General features: G+C 65.3%; 14 protein-coding genes. 11 read left to right on the forward strand and 3 right to left on the reverse strand.

Annotated features, from left to right (window positions below):
* Both DUGA2_RS19980 and DUGA2_RS19985 read left to right on the forward strand, forming a co-directional pair.
* Positions 1-3,398, forward strand: a 3,398-nt coding sequence (locus DUGA2_RS19980) for a response regulator (RefSeq protein WP_070271244.1), incomplete at its 5' end; no start/stop codon positions are given.
* Positions 3,398-4,348 (forward strand): CheR family methyltransferase, encoded by a 951-nt coding sequence (locus tag DUGA2_RS19985; RefSeq protein ID WP_070271245.1) that lies wholly within the window; start codon positions 3,398-3,400, stop codon positions 4,346-4,348. The genes DUGA2_RS19980 and DUGA2_RS19985, both read left to right, overlap by 1 nt.
* A 7-nt stretch (positions 4,349-4,355) precedes the next feature.
* Here DUGA2_RS19985 and DUGA2_RS19990 read toward each other — a convergent pair whose 3' ends face one another.
* Positions 4,356-4,982, reverse strand: coding sequence for a glutathione S-transferase family protein (locus tag DUGA2_RS19990; RefSeq protein WP_070271246.1), 627 nt, complete (start codon positions 4,980-4,982; stop codon positions 4,356-4,358).
* Between the two features lie 188 nt (positions 4,983-5,170).
* On the opposite strand from DUGA2_RS19990, the gene DUGA2_RS19995 reads away from it, so the two are divergent.
* The 4 genes from DUGA2_RS19995 to DUGA2_RS20010 all read left to right on the forward strand — a co-directional run bounded on the left by DUGA2_RS19995 (position 5,171) and on the right by DUGA2_RS20010 (position 9,930).
* The gene (locus DUGA2_RS19995) at positions 5,171-7,837 is read left to right on the forward strand and encodes a M1 family metallopeptidase (protein ID WP_070271247.1); all 2,667 of its coding nucleotides are present in this window, start codon (positions 5,171-5,173) and stop codon (positions 7,835-7,837) included.
* A gap of 396 nt (positions 7,838-8,233) precedes the next feature.
* The gene (locus tag DUGA2_RS20000; RefSeq protein ID WP_070271248.1) at positions 8,234-8,905 is read left to right on the forward strand and encodes a YceI family protein; all 672 of its coding nucleotides are present in this window, start codon (positions 8,234-8,236) and stop codon (positions 8,903-8,905) included.
* A gap of 57 nt (positions 8,906-8,962) precedes the next feature.
* Positions 8,963-9,460, forward strand: a complete 498-nt coding sequence (locus DUGA2_RS34545) for an antitoxin Xre-like helix-turn-helix domain-containing protein (protein WP_229214732.1) — start codon at positions 8,963-8,965, stop codon at positions 9,458-9,460.
* On the forward strand, positions 9,457-9,930 hold the full coding sequence (locus tag DUGA2_RS20010; protein ID WP_070271249.1) for an RES family NAD+ phosphorylase: 474 nt from the start codon (positions 9,457-9,459) through the stop codon (positions 9,928-9,930). The genes DUGA2_RS34545 and DUGA2_RS20010 overlap by 4 nt, the downstream gene beginning before the upstream one ends.
* A gap of 141 nt (positions 9,931-10,071) precedes the next feature.
* Here the strand turns inward: DUGA2_RS20010 and DUGA2_RS20015 are convergent, their stop codons facing one another.
* Entirely contained in the window at positions 10,072-10,731 is a 660-nt protein-coding gene (locus DUGA2_RS20015; RefSeq protein ID WP_210402586.1) for a LysE family translocator, read from the reverse strand.
* A gap of 128 nt (positions 10,732-10,859) precedes the next feature.
* Here DUGA2_RS20015 and DUGA2_RS20020 point away from each other — a divergent pair, with 128 nt between their 5' ends.
* The 3 genes from DUGA2_RS20020 (at position 10,860) to DUGA2_RS20030 (ending at position 14,845) form a co-directional block, all read left to right on the forward strand.
* Positions 10,860-13,736: a hybrid sensor histidine kinase/response regulator gene (locus DUGA2_RS20020; RefSeq protein ID WP_070271250.1), complete on the forward strand. Its 2,877-nt coding sequence runs from the start codon at positions 10,860-10,862 to the stop codon at positions 13,734-13,736.
* Positions 13,737-13,819: 83 nt separating this feature from the next.
* Entirely contained in the window at positions 13,820-14,479 is a 660-nt protein-coding gene (locus tag DUGA2_RS20025) for a class I SAM-dependent methyltransferase (protein WP_070271251.1), read from the forward strand.
* Between the two features lie 144 nt (positions 14,480-14,623).
* Positions 14,624-14,845 carry a hypothetical protein gene (locus DUGA2_RS20030; RefSeq protein ID WP_070271252.1) on the forward strand — a complete coding sequence of 74 codons (222 nt, stop codon included), beginning with the start codon at positions 14,624-14,626 and terminating at the stop codon, positions 14,843-14,845.
* A 13-nt stretch (positions 14,846-14,858) separates the two neighbouring features.
* On the opposite strand, the gene DUGA2_RS20035 is transcribed toward DUGA2_RS20030, so the two are convergent.
* A complete protein-coding gene (locus tag DUGA2_RS20035; protein WP_229214733.1) occupies positions 14,859-17,942 on the reverse strand; it encodes an NAD(P)-binding protein in 3,084 nt (1,027 codons plus the stop codon).
* A gap of 165 nt (positions 17,943-18,107) precedes the next feature.
* Between DUGA2_RS20035 and DUGA2_RS20040 the strand changes: the two genes are divergently transcribed.
* Together DUGA2_RS20040 and DUGA2_RS20045 are read left to right on the forward strand one after the other, a co-directional pair.
* Positions 18,108-18,746 (forward strand): phosphohydrolase, encoded by a 639-nt coding sequence (locus DUGA2_RS20040; RefSeq protein ID WP_070271254.1) that lies wholly within the window; start codon positions 18,108-18,110, stop codon positions 18,744-18,746.
* A gap of 173 nt (positions 18,747-18,919) precedes the next feature.
* Positions 18,920-19,324 (forward strand): hypothetical protein, encoded by a 405-nt coding sequence (locus DUGA2_RS20045; RefSeq protein ID WP_070271255.1) that lies wholly within the window; start codon positions 18,920-18,922, stop codon positions 19,322-19,324.
* Positions 19,325-19,687: the final 363 nt, after the last annotated feature.

Below are 19,687 nucleotides of genomic sequence, written 5' to 3' on the forward strand. Positions count from 1 at the left end.
AGGGCGAGATTCTCGAACTGAAAAACACCATCAACGTGATGGTGGACCAATTGTCATCCTTCGCATCGGAAGTGACGCGGGTGGCGCGCGAGGTGGGTACGGAAGGTAAGCTGGGCGGACAGGCCTACGTGCCGGGCGTCGGCGGTACCTGGAAGGACTTGACCGATAACGTGAACTTCATGGCGTCCAACTTGACGGGCCAGGTGCGTAACATCGCGGCGGTGACGACCGCCGTGGCGCGCGGCGACTTGTCCAAGAAAATCACGGTGGACGTGAAGGGCGAGATCCTGGAACTGAAAGACACCATCAACGTGATGGTGGACCAATTGTCCTCCTTCGCATCCGAGGTGACGCGGGTGGCGCGTGAAGTGGGTACCGAGGGTAAGCTGGGCGGACAGGCCAACGTGTCCGGCGTGGCCGGTACGTGGAAAGACTTGACCGAGAACGTCAACCAGCTGGCGGCCAACCTGACCAACCAGGTGCGGGCGATTGCCGAGGTGGCGACCGCCGTGACGCGGGGCGACTTGTCCCGCTCCATCCAGGTGGAGGCGCGCGGCGAGGTGTCCTACCTGAAGGACAACATCAACGAGATGATCCGCAACCTGAAGGACACCACGCTGAAGAACGCGCAGCAGGATTGGCTGAAGACCAATCTGGCGCGCTTCACGCGTCTGTTGCAAGGCCAGCGCGATTTGCAGGCCGTGACCAAGCTGATTCTGTCCGAACTGGCGCCGCTGGTGTCGGCCCACCACGGCGTGTTCTACATGATGGACTCGCAGGAATCGGACGCCCGCCTGCGCATGATCGCCAGCTACGGCTACCGTTCCAGCCGCAAGCTGCCGACCTCCTTCCTGCCGGGCGAAGGCCTGGTGGGCCAGTGCGCGGTGGAGAAAGTCCGCATCTGGCTGACCGACGTGCCGCGCGATTACATCGTCGTCTCGTCCGGCCTGGGCGCGGCGCCGCCGACCAATATCGTCGTGCTGCCGATTCTGTTCGAGCAGCAGGTCAAGGCGGTGATCGAGATCGCCTCGCTGGACCGCTTCACCGAGACCCACCTGTCCTTCCTCGACCAGCTGATGGAATCCATCGGCGTGGTGCTGAACACCATCGAGGCGAACAGCCGTACCGAATCGCTGCTGACGCAGTCGCAATCGCTGGCGCAGGAACTGCAACAGACCAACCAGGAGCTGGCCGAAAAAGCCCGCCTGCTGTCCGAGCAGAACATCGAGGTGGAGCGCAAAAACCGCGAGGTGGAACAGGCCAAGCTGGCGCTGGAAGAGAAAGCCACCCAGCTAGCGCTGTCCTCCAAGTACAAGTCCGAATTCCTGGCCAATATGTCGCACGAGCTGCGCACGCCTTTGAATTCGCTGTTGATCCTGGCGCAGCAGCTGGGCGACAACCCGGACGGCAACCTGTCCGGCAAGCAGGTGGAATTCGCCAAGACCATCCACGGCTCCGGCTCCGACTTGCTGACGCTGATTAACGACATTCTTGACCTGTCGAAGATCGAATCCGGCACCGTCACGCTGGACGTGTCGGAGTACCGCTTCCAGAACCTGCGCAACTACGTCGACCGCACCTTCCGCCACATGGCCGAGGCCAAGCACCTGGGCTTCTCCGTGGAGCTGAAGGAAAACCTGCCGACCGCGATGATGACCGACACCACGCGCCTGCAGCAGGTGCTGAAAAACCTGCTGTCGAACGCGTTCAAGTTCACCACCCACGGCCAGGTCTCGCTCAGTATCAGCCTGGTGAGCAGCGGCTTCTCCAGCGACCACCCCAACCTGCTGCATGCGGACGCGGTGCTGGCCTTCGCCGTCTGCGACACCGGCGTCGGCATCGCCGCCGACAAGCTGCAGCTGATCTTCGAGGCGTTCCAGCAGGCCGACGGCTCCACCGCCCGCAAATACGGCGGCACCGGCCTGGGCCTGTCGATCTCGCGCGAGCTGGCCCGCCTGCTGGGCGGCGAGATCCGCGTCGAATCGGCGGTTGGCAACGGCTCCACCTTCACGCTGTTCCTGCCGTATAACCGCGCCGGCTTCATCAACTACGACATGGGCCGCCAGCCGCAGGTGCGCCTGCCGTCGCCGGCGCCGCAGGTGGTGTACACGCCGCCGCACTACAGCGAACTGGCGCAGCCCGACCACGACAGCAGCGCCATCACCGACATCGACGCCGACATGGCCGATTACGGCAGCAGCGACGACCGCGGCCTGGTGGCGCCGGGCGATCCGTCGGTGCTGATCATCGAGGACGACGAGCGCTTCTCCAAGATCGTGCTGGACTTCGCGCGCGAGAAAAACTTCAAGGGCATCGTCACGATGCAGGGCGATTCGGCGCTGAGCCTGGCGCGCGACTACCTGCCGTCCGCCATCCTGCTCGACCTCGACCTGCCCGACATCGACGGCTTCACGGTGCTGGACCGCCTGAAGCGCGACCCGAGCACCCGCCACATTCCGGTGCACGTGATGTCCAGCCTGCGCGAGCGCGAGCGGGCGCTGCGCCTGGGCGCGATCTCCTACCTGAACAAGCCGGTCAGCAAGGCCGCGCTGCAGGAAGAGTTCAGCCGCATCCAGAAGTTCCTGTTGGGCGGCAAACGCAGCCTGCTGGTGGTGGACGACGAGCAGATGCAGCGCGACGCCATCGTCGCCCTGATCGGCGACGCCGACCTGCACATCGTCGCCGTCGACACCGGCCAGGCGGCGCTGGACGCGCTGCGCGAAGCCCGCTTCGACTGCATGGTGCTGGACCTGACGCTGCCCGACATCAGCGGCTTCGACCTGCTCGACATCATCGGCAAGGACGAATCGCTGCGCGACCTGCCGATCGTGATCAACACCGCCAAGGAGTTGAACCGCAAGGAGGTGGCAAAGCTGAAGCGCTACGCCAAGACCATCGTCATCAAGGACGCCCGTTCGCCGGAGCGCCTGCTGGACGAGACCGCGCTGTTCCTGCACCGCTCGCAGGCCAGCCTGCCGGAAGCGCAGCGCCGCATGCTGGAGGAGATCCACGCGGCCGACGGCGGCCTGGCGGGCCGCAAGGTGCTGATCGTCGACGATGACCTGCGCAACATCTTCGCGCTGTCGTCGCTGCTGGAGCGCCAGCAGATGCAGGTGTCCTTCGCCGAGAACGGCCGCGACGGCATCGAGGTGCTGGAGAAAGACCCGACCATCGAGATCGTCCTGATGGACATCATGATGCCGGAGATGGACGGCTACGACACCATGCGCGCGATCCGCCGCATCCCCAAATTCAAATCGCTGCCCATCATCACGCTGACGGCGAAGGCGATGAAGGGCGACCGCGACAAATGTATCGCGGCCGGCGCGTCGGACTACATCACCAAGCCGGTGGATGTGGCCCAGCTGCTGTCGCTGATGCGGGTGTGGCTGCACTGATGGCGGGCGTGAACTCGTTATTCGCCTCGCTGCGGGCAGCCTTGCGGCCTGCGGACGCCGGCGGCTCGGACCCCGTGGCGGCGCCGGACCGGCATTCCCCGCCGGCCGCCGGACCACGGCGGCAGCCGCCGTCCACGGTCGAGGAGCTGGAGCAGGAGCTGCTGCTGGAAGCCGTGTTCCAGGTCTACGGCTACGACTTCCGCGGCTACCAGCGCGACGTGGTGTCGCGCCGCCTGCAGGCGGCGATGGCGCAGAAGTCCGTGGCAACCATCTCGGCCATGCAGGCGCTGGTGCTGCACGAGCCGCAAGCCTGGAGCGCGCTGCTGCGCGAGCTGTCGGTGGAGCCGGCGCTGATGTTCGACGATGCCTCCGAGGCATCGCTGCTGCGCATGTCGCTGGGCGTGTGCCTGCACGGGGTCGCGCTGCCGCGCGTGTGGCTGGCCGATTGCGCCGGTGCGCAGCAGGCGTGGACGCTGGCCATCCTGCTGGAACAGGAACAGCTGGGCGCGCGCACCGAGATCTACGCCACCGTCTCCAGCGATGCGCTGCTGGCGGAAGCGCAGGCAGCCAGCCTGCCGATGGCGCGGCTGGGCGAGCTGCAGGCGAACTATGTGCGCAGCGGCGGGGTCGGCAGGCTGCTCGATTATTTCGAGGTCAGCGGCGACGGCCTGCATGCGGTGCTGTTGCCGCAGCTGCGCAGCCGCATCACCTGGGCCCAGTACAACCTGGTGACGGACGCTTCGTTCAATGAATTCCAGATGATCGTGGGGCGACGCGCCCTGCCCGACTTCGGGCCTGCGCTGCGCCAGCGCGTGCTGCAGCTGTTCGACGACAGCCTGGCGCAATCGGGCCTGCTGGTGCTGGACCGTCCGCTGGAAGCGGGCGATCCCCTGGCCGGCCATTACAAGCCGGTGTTTCCGCACCAGCCCTGGTACAAGCGGGTGGCGTGAGCGAGGCCTAGTACGGCGCGGCGGCGCTCGGCCGTTCGGCGATGCGGTCGCGCCAGGCCTGCAAATGCTCCATGCCTTCCGCGCCGGGACGGAACTTCATCAGGCCACGGCCGAACTCCAGCGCGCAGAACGCGGTGATGTCGGCGATGGTGAAGCGCTGCCCCGCCACGAAGGGCTGGGTTGCCAGCACGCCGTCCAGCCAGCGCGCGGTGTCGCGCATCTTCTCGCCCTGCGATGCGCCGAAGTCGGCAAACTGGGGCTGCTCCAGCAACGCCAGGCCGGGATGCGTATGGCGCACGCAGTTGGCGATGCCGAGGAACAGGTGCAGCTCGACGCGGCGGTCGGTCATCTCGATGAAGGCGCGCTCGTCGAAGCCGTCGCCCATCAGGTTGGGCTCGGGCGCATAGCCTTCCAGCCAGGTGCAGATGGCGCGCGTTTCGCACAGGACGCGGCCATCGTCCAGCTCCAGCGCCGGCAGGCGGCCGAACGGGTTCTTCTGCAAATACTCGGCGCTGCGATGCGCGCCGCTGAGCAGGTCGATCGACACCTGCTCGATGCCGCTCAGGCCTTTCTCAGCCATGAACATGGCGACCCGGCGCGGATTGGGCGTGCGCGGCGACGTGAAAAACTTCATATCCAACTCCTTTTTTCGCATGATGGGCATAGCGCATGATAGCCGGATTGGCGCCGTCGCGGCATCCCCATGCGGGTGACTATCAAGTTGACATTCCAACCAGATCGCCGTAGATTGCTCTTTGGCCCACGAAGCCAATAACGGTTTATATCGTATGCCTACCGGCTCACCCACTTGAAGGACATTGCATGCAACGCAGTTTGATTTCGCTCGCCGTGATGGCGCTGCTCGGCCTCTCTTCCGGCCTGGCTCCACTGGCCGCAGCTGCCACCTCTGCCACCCCGGCCGCCAAGGCCGTCAAAGTCACCACCCAGCTGCCCCGCAACGCCGTGCCGACGCACTACGCCGTGTCGCTGGTGCCGGACGCCGCCAACAGCAGTTTCAGCGCCAGCGTCACCATCGCGCTCGACATCAAACAAGCCAGCAGCAGCATCACCCTCAATGCCGCCGACCTGAAGTTCAGCGCCGCCGCCATCAGCGCCGGTCCCGGCAAGCCGGTGCAGGCGGCCAGCAAGATCAGCGTCGACGACGACAAGCAGACCGCCACCTTCCAGTTCGCCCAGCCGCTGGCCGTGGGCAGCTACCAGCTCAAGCTGGACTACACCGGCGTGATCGGCACCCAGCCGACCGGCATGTTCTCGCTGGACTACCAGAACGGCAGCGAGAAGAAGCGCGCCTTGTACACGCAGTTTGAAAACTCCGAAGCGCGCCGCGTGATCCCGTCGTGGGACGAGCCCTTCTACAAAGCCACCTTCGCGCTGGAGGCCACCGTGCCGGCCGGCCAGATGGCGGTGTCGAACATGCCTGTCGCCGCCACCAGCAAGCTGGCGGACGGCCGCGAGCTGGTGCGCTTCGCCACCTCGCCGAAGATGTCGACCTATTTGCTGTTCTTCGGCCTGGGCGAGTTCGAACGCGCCACCGCGGTCGAAGGCGGCACCGAGCTGGGCGTCGTCACGCAAAAGGGTTCGATCGCCCAGGCGCAGTTCGCGCTCGATTCCTCGGTCGCCGTGCTGAAGGAATACAACGACTACTTCGGCGTCAAATATCCGCTGCCCAAGCTGGACAACATCGCCGCGCCGGGCCGCAGCCAGTTCTTCAGCGCGATGGAAAACTGGGGCGCGATCTTCACCTTCGAATCCGCCATCCTGCTCGACCCGCGCACCGCCACGCAGTCGGACAAGGAAACCTCCTTCCTGGTGGCCGCGCACGAAATGGCCCACCAGTGGTTCGGCGACCTGGTGACGATGGCATGGTGGGACGACCTGTGGCTCAACGAAGGCTTCGCCTCGTGGATGGAATCGCGCACCACCACCCGTTTGCACCCTGAGTGGAAATGGGAACTGCGCGCCGTCGGCACCCGCGAGCAGGCCATGAACCGCGACGCGCTGGCCACCACCCACCCGGTGGTGCAGCACATCGCCAGCGTCGAGCAAGCCAGCCAGGCCTTCGACAGCATCACCTACCAGAAGGGCGAATCGGTCATCCGCATGCTGGAGAACTACGTCGGCGACGACGCCTGGCGCGCCGGCGTGCGCAGCTACATGGCCAGGCATGCCTACGGCAACACGGTGTCCGACGATCTGTGGCGCGAAGTGGAAAAGGCCGCGCACAAGCCGGTGACGGCGATCGCCCACGACTTCACGCTCAAGCCGGGCGTGCCGATGATACGCGTGGCCGACGCGGTCTGCAAAAACGGCCAGACCACCATCGCGCTGACGCAGGGCGAGTTCAGCAAGGACCAGACCGACAAGAAGCCGCTGAGCTGGCGCGTGCCGGTGATCGCCCAGACCGTGGGCGGCGCCACCGCCAGCACCATCGTCGCCGGCGGCAAGGCCAGCATGACGCTGCCGGGTTGCGGCGCGGTGCTGGTCAACGCCGGCCAGAGCGGCTACTACCGCACGCTGTACGCGCCCAAGGCCTTCGCCGCGCTGGCCGACCGCTTCGCCGGCCTGGCGGCCATCGATCAACTGGGCCTGCTGTCGGACAGCTGGTCGCTGGGCATGGCGGGCCTGATGCCGGCCTCCAGCTTCCTCGACCTGGCCAGCCGCGCGCCGCTGGACGCCGCGCCGCAGGTGTGGGACCAGATCGCCGATTCGCTGCTTGCCCTGCACTACAGCTACGACGGCAAGCCTGAACAGCAGGCGGCGCTGGACCGCTACGCCCGCAAGCGCCTGGCGCCGGTGCTGGCACGCATCGGCTGGAGCAAGGCCGCCGATGAAGCGGCGCCGGTCGCCAATCTGCGCGAGGCGCTGATCCAAGTGCTGGGCGCGGTCGGCGACGAGGGCGTGGTGGCGGAAGCGCGCCGCCGTTACGCGGCCGCCGCCACCGACAAGGATGCGATGCCGGCCGCGCTGCGCCGTCCCATCCTGGGCGTGATCGCCGACAACGCCGACGCCGCCACCTGGGAGCAGCTGCACGCCGCCGCGCGTGAAGAGAAGTCGTCGATGATCAAGAGCGAGCTGTACGACCTGCTGGGCACCGCCAAGGACAAGGCACTGGCCCAGCGCGCGCTGGAACTGGCGCTGACCGACGAAGGCGGCGCGACCGAAGGCGCGTCCATCCTGAACCACGTGGCCGGCCATCATCCGGACCTGGCCTACGACTTCGCCGTCAGCCACCACGCGCAGATCGAGAAGAAGATCGACGCCAGCTCGCGCGGCCGCTACTTCCCGGGCCTGGGCGGACGCTCGTCCGATCCGGCCATGATCGCCAAACTGCGCGCCTACGCCAAACAGTACCTGGCCGCCGACGCGCAGGGCGACACCAAGACCGCGATCGCCTCGATCCAGTACCGCGTGAAGCTGCGCACCGCGCGCCTGCCGGAAATCGACGCCTGGTTGTCCAAGCACGGCTGACAGGCAAAAAAAACCAGCGTCATCGCGAGATGATGCTGGTTACGAAAACGCTCGAAAGCGTGGGGATGGTCCGTTGCCCGGCGGCGATAGTGCCGCCTGGGAGAAATCTGTGCCGGGCTTTAAGGAGTCCGGCAACCGGGCGCGAGGCTCAAACCTCGCGCTACAGGTGTTACTGTGCCAGCTATCGCCTGGCATAGGCTTAGGGATTCATTAAGGTAGGATTTAAGAGGGAGAGAGGCGGTGGTGCCGGTGTTTCAGGCCACCGGCGAGCCTGCTGAGTCATGCTTTGTGAAATCCCGTACCAGCTTGGGCACGGAGACCAGCTGGAGCACGCTGGGACCAGCGAGACGCATCATAATGGGGCATTATGACGGCCAAATGACCTTAGGCGCGGCTATGACAAAATTTCACAGTTATCAAAAAACCATCGCACTGGCGGCCTTGCTGGCAGGATGCTCGCAGCTGCCCAGCAGCGCGCCGCCGGCCCCGCCCGAAGCGCCGCCGCCTGCCGTGGCGCCGGCCCACACACCTGCCGCCAACGCCCTGACGATAGACAGCGCGCAATCGCTAATCGCCGTCACCGTGCGGCGCGGCGGGTTGCTGGCGCGGCTGGGGCACGACCATCTGGTGGCCAGCCGCCACGTCAGCGGCACCGTGTCGCCGGCGCAGAACCGCGCCGACTTCCAGTTCCGGCTCGACCAGCTGACCGTCGACGAAGCCGACCTGCGCATCGCCGCCGGCCTGGAAAAACAGCCCTCCGCCGACGCCATCGACGGCACCCGCAACAATATGCTGACCCGCGTGCTGGACGCCGAGCGCTATCCGGTGGTGACTGTGCACGCCGAGCGCGCCGCCGGCCAGCCGCTGCAGGTGGCGATCACGCTGCACGGCGTCACCCGCAGCATGGCGATCCCGGCGGAGATCCGCGAAAACCACGGCGTGATGACCGTCACCGGCAACGTCAACCTGAAACAAAGCGATTTCGGTATCACGCCGTTTTCCGTGATGGCGGGCGCGCTGGCGGTCCAGGACCAGCTGGAACTGCGCTTCACGCTGGCGGCAAAGTAAACCCCTTATGGCAAATCGCCTCATTTGAGCTAAACTACCGTCTCAAAGGAGACGCCCATGTCAGATTTCAAAACTCTTGAAAAACCAGCCCCCGTTCGGAAAGCGGCTGCGGCAAAAACCGAAGGGCGCGGGTCGATGACAAATTTCTATCAGGATGATCCGCAAACGCGCATCGCCACGATCCGATCAGGTATCCCGGCCTCGATAGTTGGCGAGCTTTCGTCGACGATGGGAATGAGCAAGGAGCTGCTGCTCGGCAGCCTCGGCCTGTCCCGCGCAACCATCAGCCGCAAGGAGAAGGATGAGGCGACATTATCGAAAGACGAATCCGAACGTGTCCTGGGCATAGCGACCTTGATCGGCAAAGTCCAGGCAATGGTGGAGGAGTCCGGCGATCCGACTGGCTTCAACCCGGCACACTGGGTCGCGGACTGGCTGGCCAAGCCATTGCCGGCGTTGGGTGGTGCAACGCCCGCAAGCTATATGGACACGTTCGAAGGGCAAAAGCTTGTGACTGAATTGCTGTCCATGAGCCAGAGCGGAGCCTATGCATGACCATGCCCTTGTGGCGGATTGCCGTCGAGGCGCCGGCCTATACGGCCAACGACCTTAGCGGTGCCGGCGCCAAGATTTCCGGAGGGCGCTGGAATAGCATCGGCACGCCGCTGATCTACAGCACGCCCAACATAGCCCTGGCGACGATAGAAACGGTCCTGCACATACGCACCGGCGGCCTGCCATTCAACCGCTTCCTGGTGCGGATCGACGTTCCCGACAGCGTCTGGAACGCGCGCGTGGTGCTCGACCCGCTGCCCGGGGGCTGGGACGCCGTGCCGTCAGGAATGACCAGCCGGACAACCGGCGACGCCTGGGTTGCGTCGCGCAGTTCCACCTTGTTGCTGGTGCCGTCGGTGAGCGTCCCCGACGAATACAATGTGCTGATCAATCCCTTGCACCCGGACGTCGCCACCATGGCGGCAACAACCGTTAAACGGTGGATTTACGATCCCCGCTTCTTCTCCTGACCGCAAAAAAAAGCCCGCAGCACAAAGAGGCGCGGGCCGAAGGTTTTCAAATCGGGAGAGACTTGAAAGAGCAAAGCCAGTATCGCAGTGCAGCATTACGCCCTGATGACATACGCGCCCCGAACGGACTTTTTTTGCTCTTCAGCGGGAAATAATCAGTTTCAGCCCCAGGCCGACGAAAATCGCGCCGGCCACGCGGTCCATCCACATGCCCGCGCCGGGATGGCGGTTGATCCACGCGCCCACCGCGCCGGAAAAATATCCGAGCAAGCCAAACAGCAGCACGCCCTGCGCCGTGAACAGCAAACCCAGCTGCGCGGTCTGCCAGCTGACGTCGCCACGCTCGGCCACCACGAACTGCGGCAGGAAGGACAGGAAGAACAGCACCACCTTGGGATTGACGGCGTTGGCGAACAGCCCCTTGGCAAACAACTTGCGCAGGCTTTCATCGGGCAGGCCCGATCCGTCGACGCGGGCGCCGCCACGGCTGCGCAACGCGCCTATGCCCAGCCAGATCAGATACGCCCCGCCGACCAGCTTCAGCGCGCCGAAAGCCAACGGCGACGCCTTGATCAGCGCGCTCACGCCCAGCGTGGCCAGCAAGGTGTGGCTCAAACAACCCAGCGCGCAGCCCAGGCCGAACACCATGCCCTGGCGCCGCCCGCGCGACATGCCGACGCTGAGCACCATCAGATTGTCCGGCCCCGGCGATATCGTGATCAACAAGGCGGCGCTGAGAAAACCTATGAATTGTTCTGGAGAAATTAGCACGGCGGCAGTCCTGTGGCGCAAAGGCGCCATCTTACCCGGCCCGGCCACGATGCGCCAAGCATCGGTCTGTGCCATAGGTCAATTTTTGAATAAAACAATAAGTTCTCGTTTAAAATGGAAAAAATCACTAAACGAGACCGGCGGCCATCGGAACACTAATGAGTAAAGCTTGCAAGATGTCTTACGGTCTGCCACGTGGTGCCGTCCTCGTGCTGCTGGCGATGCTGGCATGTTGGCAACTGGCGTTTACTCCCGTCGTCGCCGCGGAGACGCTGCCAGCTGCGATCAGCATCAATACCGCCAGTATCGACTTGATGACCACCGGCAAGCTCTATCTGGACGAAGGCCAGCCCTTTCCGGTCGACGCCACCGGCTTGCCCAAGCTGCTGGCCGGGCTCAAGCCCGCCACCAAGGTCGACCTGCTGGGCGGCGGCTACTGGCTGTACGCCGAGCTGCGCAACGACAGCCACCAGCCGGCCTGGGTCATCGATCCCAACGATACGCTGATCGACATGGTCGACATCCAGGTGTTCGGACCGGACGGCAGCGCGCGCCAGATGCTGACCGGCTACCGCCAGCCGCACGCCTACCTGCTGCACTACGGTAAGGACGTCGACCTGCAGCCGGGCCAGCGCTACCAGGTGCTGATACGCTTCGCCAGCCCCTACTATGCGCGCACGCCGGTGATGTCGGTGCTGCCGCGCACCGCCTACCAGCAGCTGGTGGCGCGCGAGAACGTGCTGATCATCGGCTCCATCGGCGCCCTGCTGGCGCTGACGGTGTTCAACTTCTTCATCTACTCGATCACCCGCGACAATTCCTCGCTGTACTACTCGCTGTACGTGCTGTGCTACGCCATCGCCTGGGGCATGACCTTCCACATGACGGCCGACCTGTTCGGCTGGCACAACCTGCAGTGGCATTACGTGCCCTTCTTCCTGCTGCCGGTGCTGAGCACGCAGTTCTACACCAACTTCCTGCGGCTCAAGGAGCATTCGCCGCTGTTGCATAAACTCAGCCGCATCAACATCGTGCTGCCGCTGCTCACGCTGCCGAGCTGCTTCCTCTACCTCAGCTACGCCCACACCATCGCCACCATCGTCATCTCGATCTGGATGACGATGGCCCTCACCAGCGGCATCGTGGTCTGGCGGCGCGGCTACTACCCGGCCCGCTTCTTCGTGCTCGGCTTCGTCGCGCTGATGGTGCCGGGCCTGTTCATCCTGCCCGCCAACCTCGGCCTGATCCCGGCCATGGTGACGAATGCCCAGCTGTTCACGCTGCTGGGCGGCACGCTGGACGGCGTGCTGCTGGCGTTCGCGCTGGCCGACCAGATCCGCCTGCTGCGCAACACGCTGGAACAGCGCGTGCAGGAACGCACAGCCCAGCTGACCGAGGCCAAGGAACACGCGGAAGTGGTCAGCCGCCACCGCATCGACTTCCTGTCGGCGATGAGCCACGACATCCGCACGCCGCTGGCCGGCGTGATCGGCATGATCAAGTTCGCCATGCGCGACCAGTCCGTGCGCGGCCGCACCGAGGAATACCTGCGCATCGGCCTGCAGAACAGCGAATCGCTGCTGGCCATCCTCAACGACATCCTCGACTTCTCCAAGATCGACGCCGGCCGCCTGTCGATCGAGACGGTGGACTTCGACCTGATCGCGCTGGTGGACGACGCCATCGGCATCCTGCAAGGCCAGGCCGACGCCAAGAGCCTGCTGCTGCGCTGCGACCTGGCGCTGGACATGCCGCGCTACGTGCGCGGCGACCCGACCCGCCTGCGCCAGATCCTGCTCAACCTGCTGGGCAACGCCATCAAGTTCACCGACCGCGGCGAAGTGCGGCTGGACGCCTCGGCGCTGCTGACCATCGACGGCCGCACCAGCGTCAGCTTCGACATCACCGACACCGGCCCCGGCATCCCGGCCGATACGCTGCCACGGCTGTTCCAGAAATTTGAACAGGCCGACCACTCGACCACGCGCCGCTACGGCGGCACCGGCCTGGGCCTGGCGATCTGCAAGGAGCTGGTCGAACTGATGGGCGGTTCGATCGCCGCCGAGAGCCGGGTCGGCGTCGGCTCCACCTTCAGCTTCACGCTGCCGCTGGCGCTGGGCGCGGCGCCCGCCATCGATCCATCCAGCCTGCCGCGCAAGGAGCACCACGCCTACCGCCTGCGCGTGCTGTGCGCCGAGGACGTGCGCACCAACCAGATCATCGTCAGCACGCTGCTGGAGAACATGGGCCACGACATCCGCGTGGTGGAGAACGGCCTGCAGGCGCTGCATGCGCTGAGTTCCGCCGCCTACGACCTGGTGCTGATGGACGGCCGCATGCCGATGATGGACGGCGAGCAGGCCGCGCGCCTGATCCGCAGCGGCGGCAGCGAAGACTACCGCGTGCTCGATCCCGGCATCCCGATCATCGCGTTGACCGCCAACGCCAGCGACCATGACCGCGCGCGCTACCTGGCGGTGGGCATGGACGGCTTCCTCAGCAAGCCGGTCGACGAACGCCTGCTGTACGACCAGATCGAGAAGACCATCGCCCAGCACCTGAGCCGTGGCCGGCCGCTGCGCCCGACCGACGCCGCGCGCCTTACCGCCATCCGCGCCGAATCGCTGGACGAGCAGTTCGGCGTGGCGCCGGCCGTCGAGAAGCGCGTCGATCCGGCCACCGTGCAGATCATGCCGCTGGCCGGGCTGTCGCACTCGCACATGCAGCGCATCACCCAGGCCTTCCTCGACGAGGCGCCGCGCCGGCTGGAGAGCGCGCGCGCCGCCGTGGTGGCCGGCAACGCCAACGCGGCGGCGGCGGCGATCCATGCGCTCAAGGGCAGCGCCGGCTATCTGAGCTCGACCCATCTGCACACGCTGTGCCACGAGATGGAAGCGGCGGCCAGCGCCGGCAACCTGGACGAAGTGACCGACCGCCTGCCCGGCGTGGCGGCCGCGCTGGACCAGGCCTGCAACGACCTGCGCCGCGCCGCCAGCAACGACGTCGACATGTCGCAGCCCGCCAACACCATCTGACCTTCCGCCACGCCCGGCCAGCCGTGAGCCGCGCCGGCGCGGACGCTGCTACACTCTGGACACACCATCCAGGAGCAGATCGCATGTCCAACCGCACCCTCACCCTGACCGATACCCTGTACGACTACGTGCTGGCGCATTCGCTGCGCGAACATCCGGCGCAGACCGCCTTGCGGGAAGCAACCCGCGGCCACGAGCGCGCCACGATGCAGATCTCGCCCGAGCAGGGCCAGTTCATGGCCATGCTGGTCAAGCTGACGGGCGCCCGCAACACCATCGAGGTCGGCGTGTTCACCGGCTACAGCGCGCTGAGCGTGGCGCTGGCGCTGCCGGCCGACGGCCATATCCTGGCCTGCGACATCAGCGACGACTACACCCGCATCGGCAAGCCGTTCTGGGCGCAGGCCGGCATCGCCGACAAGATCGACCTGCAACTGGGCCCCGCCCTGGCCACGCTGGACGCGCGCATCAGGGACGGCGAAGCGGGCCTGTACGACTTCGCCTTCATCGACGCGGACAAGGTCAATTACGACGGCTACTACGAACGCTGCCTGCAACTGGTGCGGCCCGGCGGCTTGATCGCCATCGACAATACGCTGTGGAGCGGCCGCGTGGCCGAACGCGCCGACAGCGACGACACCGCCGCGCTGCAGGCGCTGAACATCAAGCTGCACCACGACGAACGCATCGACCTGTCGCTGCTGCCGCTGGGCGACGGCCTGACGCTGGCGCGGCGCCGCTAGCGCGCTGCCATGCCGTAGCAGCGGCGCGCCCTGGTACGGCGTCCGACAGCGGCACGGCGTGTGCGCCTACGTTCGCGCCGGCCGGGCTGGCTTACGATGGATTTACGGAGCGGCCTCACGTTCCGCCATCAAAGGAGAGCGATCATGACCCAGCCCAGCGATAAAGGTTTCAAACCCGGCGCCAACATGCCCCATGACGACTACGACCCGGAACATGAAGGCATGGGCGAGAGCGGCAACCACGCCACCGGCCATCCGGCCAACGATACGCCGCACGCCAGCCAGCAACAGGGCCGGCAACCGGCACGCTCGGAGCAGAGCATCCGGCAAGGCAACCTGGGCCGCAGCATGCCGCGCAGCCGCTGAGCTTACGCCCGCGCTAGAAGTCCGTCTCGCCCTCGATGACGGCCGGATGGCCGGTCATCGCGCGCGCCGCTTGCATGCCGGCCATCACGGCCGCCTCCACGCAGCCGGCGTTCAAGCCGGTCCTGATCCAGTCGCCTGTCAGGTACAGATTGGCGTAGCCCGATTGGTCGGTCTGCAGGCGGTACTTGGTGCTGTTCACCACCGACATCACATACCGCTCCGACGGATCGACGTTGGCCCGCCAGTACTGGCTGTCGAAGCGCGCCACGCCGGTGGCCTCGCTGCCGTCGACCAGCCATTGCCACGGGAACGCGCCGGCCGGTCCCGCCGCCGGCCATAGCGCGGCGACCTGCCCGCCCAACTGGCCGATCGCGCCCTGCTTCGCCAGCGCCGCCATGCGCGCCGGGAAGCCGGTGTCGCTTACCGGCGGATAGCTGTCCACCGTCAGCGCGCTGCAGAAATAGGACACGTTGCGCGGCGCCAGCGGCGGCGCCCAGTCCTCGCGGCACAACAGCTGGTCCATCGGCGCCCAGGTGTCGTAAGGCTCGCTGAAACCGCTCAGCACCGGTTGCTGGCCGTCCGGCTGGAAGTCCCAGCCCATCTGCGTCAGATCCTTGTTCAGCCAGACCTGGTAAGCCTGGGTCGCCACCGTCTGCACCTGTTCATAGGTGGTGTTGAGCGCCGGGCTGTGCGCCAGCAGCTGCGGGCACACCGCCTTCAGCGAGCCGACCGAGATGCCGAACACCACCTGGTCGAAATCGATGCCGCGCTTGAGCGTCAGCACCGGTAATTCCTTGTCGAAGTGCTGGTGGTACAGCTTGGGCCAGTCGCTCCAGTACGATTCCAGGTTGACGCCCTTCTCCTGCAGCAGCGCGGCCTGCGCCGGATCGATCTGGTCGTAGTTGGGCGTGCTGGGCCAGCAGGCCAAGGCCTTCACGTCCACCAGCGGATCGTAATCCTCGCCGGCCAGCGCCACCTGCTGCGTCATGCGGATGCTGCCGATCTGGCGGCCGTCCGGCACCAGCTCCTCGACCTTGTGGAAGAACTTGAACTTGACGCCGCGCGCCAGCAAGGCCTGGTAGAGCGGCGTGAACACCGTGTCGCCCATCCCCGCCTGCATCTTGAACATGATGCCGCCCTTGTAGGCCAGGCCGATGCGCGCCATCGCGCGCAGCAGCGTGCCGGCTTCGATGTTCGGCTTGTCGAAGTCGCCGCCCTCGTACGCGAACACCAGGTCGTAGAAGCCGCGCACCGGCGCCGAGTCCACGCACAGCACCTCGTCGCCGCCGTGCTTGCGCAACCAGTCCTTGAAATCGATATCGTTGATGACGTCGAAGCCATTGCGGATCACGCCATCTTCAAACACGCCCTTCATCACCGTCACCCCGAGGTCCAGGCAGATGAACAGGCGGCGGATGTCGTCGCTGGCGTCGCCCTCGCCGCTGTCGACCAGGGCGCGGTAGCGCGCATGCAGCTTGCCGCGCACGCCCACCAGCGCGCCGGCCAGCGCCAGGTGCTGGCCTTCGGTGTGCTTGCCGACGTCGGGCGACATATTGGCCAGCATGCCGTACAGGGCGCTGCCCAGCAGCGACATGTCGTCCAGCAGTTCGTGCACCGACGACGTCACGCCCTCGGCCAGGTGGTACAGCCAATCCGGGACGATGCCGGTATGGTGCGGATGCGGCGGCAGGTTCATCGCGCGGGTCAGCTTATCCAGGCCGTCGATCCATTTTTTAATCCAGAAGAACATGGCCTCGGCCATGGTCCACAGGGTGATCTGCTCGGTGCCCTCGCCCGGTTCGCCCGGCAGCGTCGGGAACACGATGGACCAGTTGTGCCACTGCGCGCCGACCTGCTCGGACAGCACCACGTAGTCGTGCTGCTTGAAGGCGTCGCGCCAGGTCGCCAGCGGTGCGCCGGGCGGACGATCCAGGCTGGCGTAGGCCGCCTTGATCATCTTGAAGGCGTTGGCGTAGAAGCCGAACCAGATGTGCAGGCCGTGCTCCTCGATACGCTGGCCGTACTTGGCATTGCGGCCGCTGGCGCCCTTGCCGCCCAGGCGCCAGCCCTGCTGGTAGACGGTGATGTCGTAGTTGTTCTGCCAGCCCGGCAGGTCGCTCAGGTACCAGGCCGCCGTCATCGAACCGACGCCGCCGCCGAGGATAGCGATCTTCTGCGGCGCGATGGAGGAGTTGTCGATCAATTCCTCGCCCGGCTGCGCGGTGAAGTCGAAATGCAGCTTGTACGGCAGGATGGCCTGCTGCGCGCCCAGTTGCAGGCCCAGTGTCTGCTGGAGCGGGAAGCTGTCGAAGGCGTGCAGCACGCACTCGTATTCATAGCCCAGCAGCGTACCGCTGTGTATCCGGTCGATGGTGGCCGGTGCGGCGAGGATGGCCTGGTACACGGCCTTCAGGCCGGCGCTGTCGGGGAACTGCTTGAGGAAGATCTGGTCGATGCGCGGATTGCGCAGCAGCGAGATGATGTCGTCCCAGCCCGCCACGTCCAGGTTGAAGAAGTCGGGGATGGAGAGGAACAGCTCGATCGCCTGTTCGATCAGATCGAGCACGCTGGCGATGGGTTTCTCGATGCCGGTCTTGCGGGTCGCGTTCACCTCCAGCAGCGGGTGCATGGCGATCCTGGTCTCCGGCGCGAACGGCTGGAAGCCCTTGGCGGCGACCGAGCAGCGCAGCGGCTCGGCATCGGCATGCGGAATCTCGTACTCGCACAGGTATTTGGGATAGCCGAACAGCTCGCGGCCGTTAATCAGCGCCATCGCATCGTCGACGAAGATGTGCGCCGGGTAGTAGTAGATGTGGGCCAGCTCGCCCTCGTCGTCCATCGCCCCGACCATGATCCAGGTGACGATGTCGACCTCGGTGATCCAGCCCTTGGCATGGTCGACCGGGGCCGCCGAATCGGCGTGGTTGACGCGGGTGAAGGTCAGCAGCACATACGGCGAAATCGCCTTGAAGCGCATGCGCTGGCCGGCCACCTGGTTCAGCGTGTCGTCCAGCGTGGCCTGCAAATTGGACAGCGTGCCCTTGACGAAGTAGCCGTACATCTCGGCGTTCTTCAATTGCAGCGGCGAGTGCATCATCACCGAGCCGCCCTGATAAATGTATGAAGGCCTTGTCACCATGAACTCATCCGTATCCTCAGATCAACATCTTCCCAGTGTATTGCAATTCAACAGACTGTTGCCGAAAAAAATCTGCGGCCATGGGTGTACGATGTCGATTACGCCACAGAGAAGGAAAACCGCATGGGCCGCGATCATCAAGAACACCGCGCCTGGGTCCGCATGCCGTCGGAGCGCCGGCTGGACTTGCTCGACCCGACGCCGTTCGACTGGGACGACAGCGACCTCGCGCTGGGCCTGGCGCGCACCTATCGCTGGGGCGGGCATTCGGCATGGCCGTTGCCGCTGTCGGTGGCGCAGCATTCGCTGACGGTGATGCACCTGCGCGCCGCGGCCTGCACGGCGGTCGGCCTGCAACTGGCGCCGCTGGCGGCGCTGCGCGAGCTGCTGCACGATGCCGAGGAAGGCTTGCTGGGATTCGATTGCGTCTCGCCGTTGAAGCCGTTCCTGGGCGAAGGCTTCAAGGCCTTGACGGTGCGGCTGGAGAGCGCCGTCTTCCTGCGCTACGGCCTGCCGCGCTGGACGCCGAAGGAACACGCCGCGCACAAGATGGCCGATCGGCTGGCGGCAGCCAGCGAGGCGGTGCACGTGGTGGGCTGGTCGGCGAAGGAAGTGCTGCACACGCTCAAGATCAGCGTGCCGCCGTTGAACGACGATCCGCTGCAAGCGGTCTACGGCGGCACCGCCTGGGAACCATGGCCGCCCGCCATCGCCAGCGCCCGCTTCCTGGCCGAGCTCGACCGCCTGAAGGCGCTCAGCTAAAACATGGGGTCAGATCTGACATTTGGACACAGCCTCGGCTATAGGACTTGAAACGCTTCAGTTCGTGTCCAAATGTCAGACTTGACCCCACTTTTGTGACCCCACTTTTGGCGCATGGCCGGGCGGGGTGGCGACCGCTACACTGGCAGCTGGATTTTAACCCTGGAGAATTTATGGCATCAGCCGACAACGAACTGGCCAACAACGCCAAACTGACCGCGCTGGCGCGCGCGCTGCGCGACCTGCACAAGCAGCTGATCCACGTGGAGACCCAGTACTTCGGCGCGGTCGGCAGCGCGCTGGAGCATCTGCAACTGGTCGCCAACCATCCGCATTTCGCCTGGCTGCAAAAGCTGTCCGGCCTGATGGCGCAGATGGATGAACGCCTCGACGAGCCGGAACCGGTCACACAGGCCGAAGCCCGCACCTTCCGCAAGGCGATCGAAGCGCTGATCGGCCCGTCCGAAACCGGCGACATGGAGTTCCGCGCCAAGTACAACACGCTGCTGCACGACGGCACGGACATCGTCATGGCCCACGGCGCCGTGCGCAAGTTGCTGGCCGGCATCGACGGCTGAGCGCTTTGTTGCAATTTATGAAGAAAAGCGCCTAAGCCGCCGGATTTAAAGCGCTTTTCACAGATATCCACACCAACTGTGGATAAGGTTGTGAATAACCGCCACTTGACACCCGAGAACGCCTTTAACGGCGCGGGTTTCAACAAAATGCCTAATCCACAGGCAAATTTTTTACCCAATAAAATCAAATACTTACGACATGTAAAATTCAGACTCGAAACGCTTTCGAGGCTGCTTGAAAAATATTTTTCTGTGCATAAGTAGGCCTTGAGACACGCCGGCGCCCGCGCGCCGGGGAATCCTTTGACAAAAGTACCGGCAAGGAATAGTGTCACTGTGAAGGTCCGCAATTCCCTTCTCCGA

Source organism: Duganella sp. HH101 (assembly GCF_001758795.1).
Classification (GTDB): domain Bacteria; phylum Pseudomonadota; class Gammaproteobacteria; order Burkholderiales; family Burkholderiaceae_D; genus Rugamonas; species Rugamonas rivuli.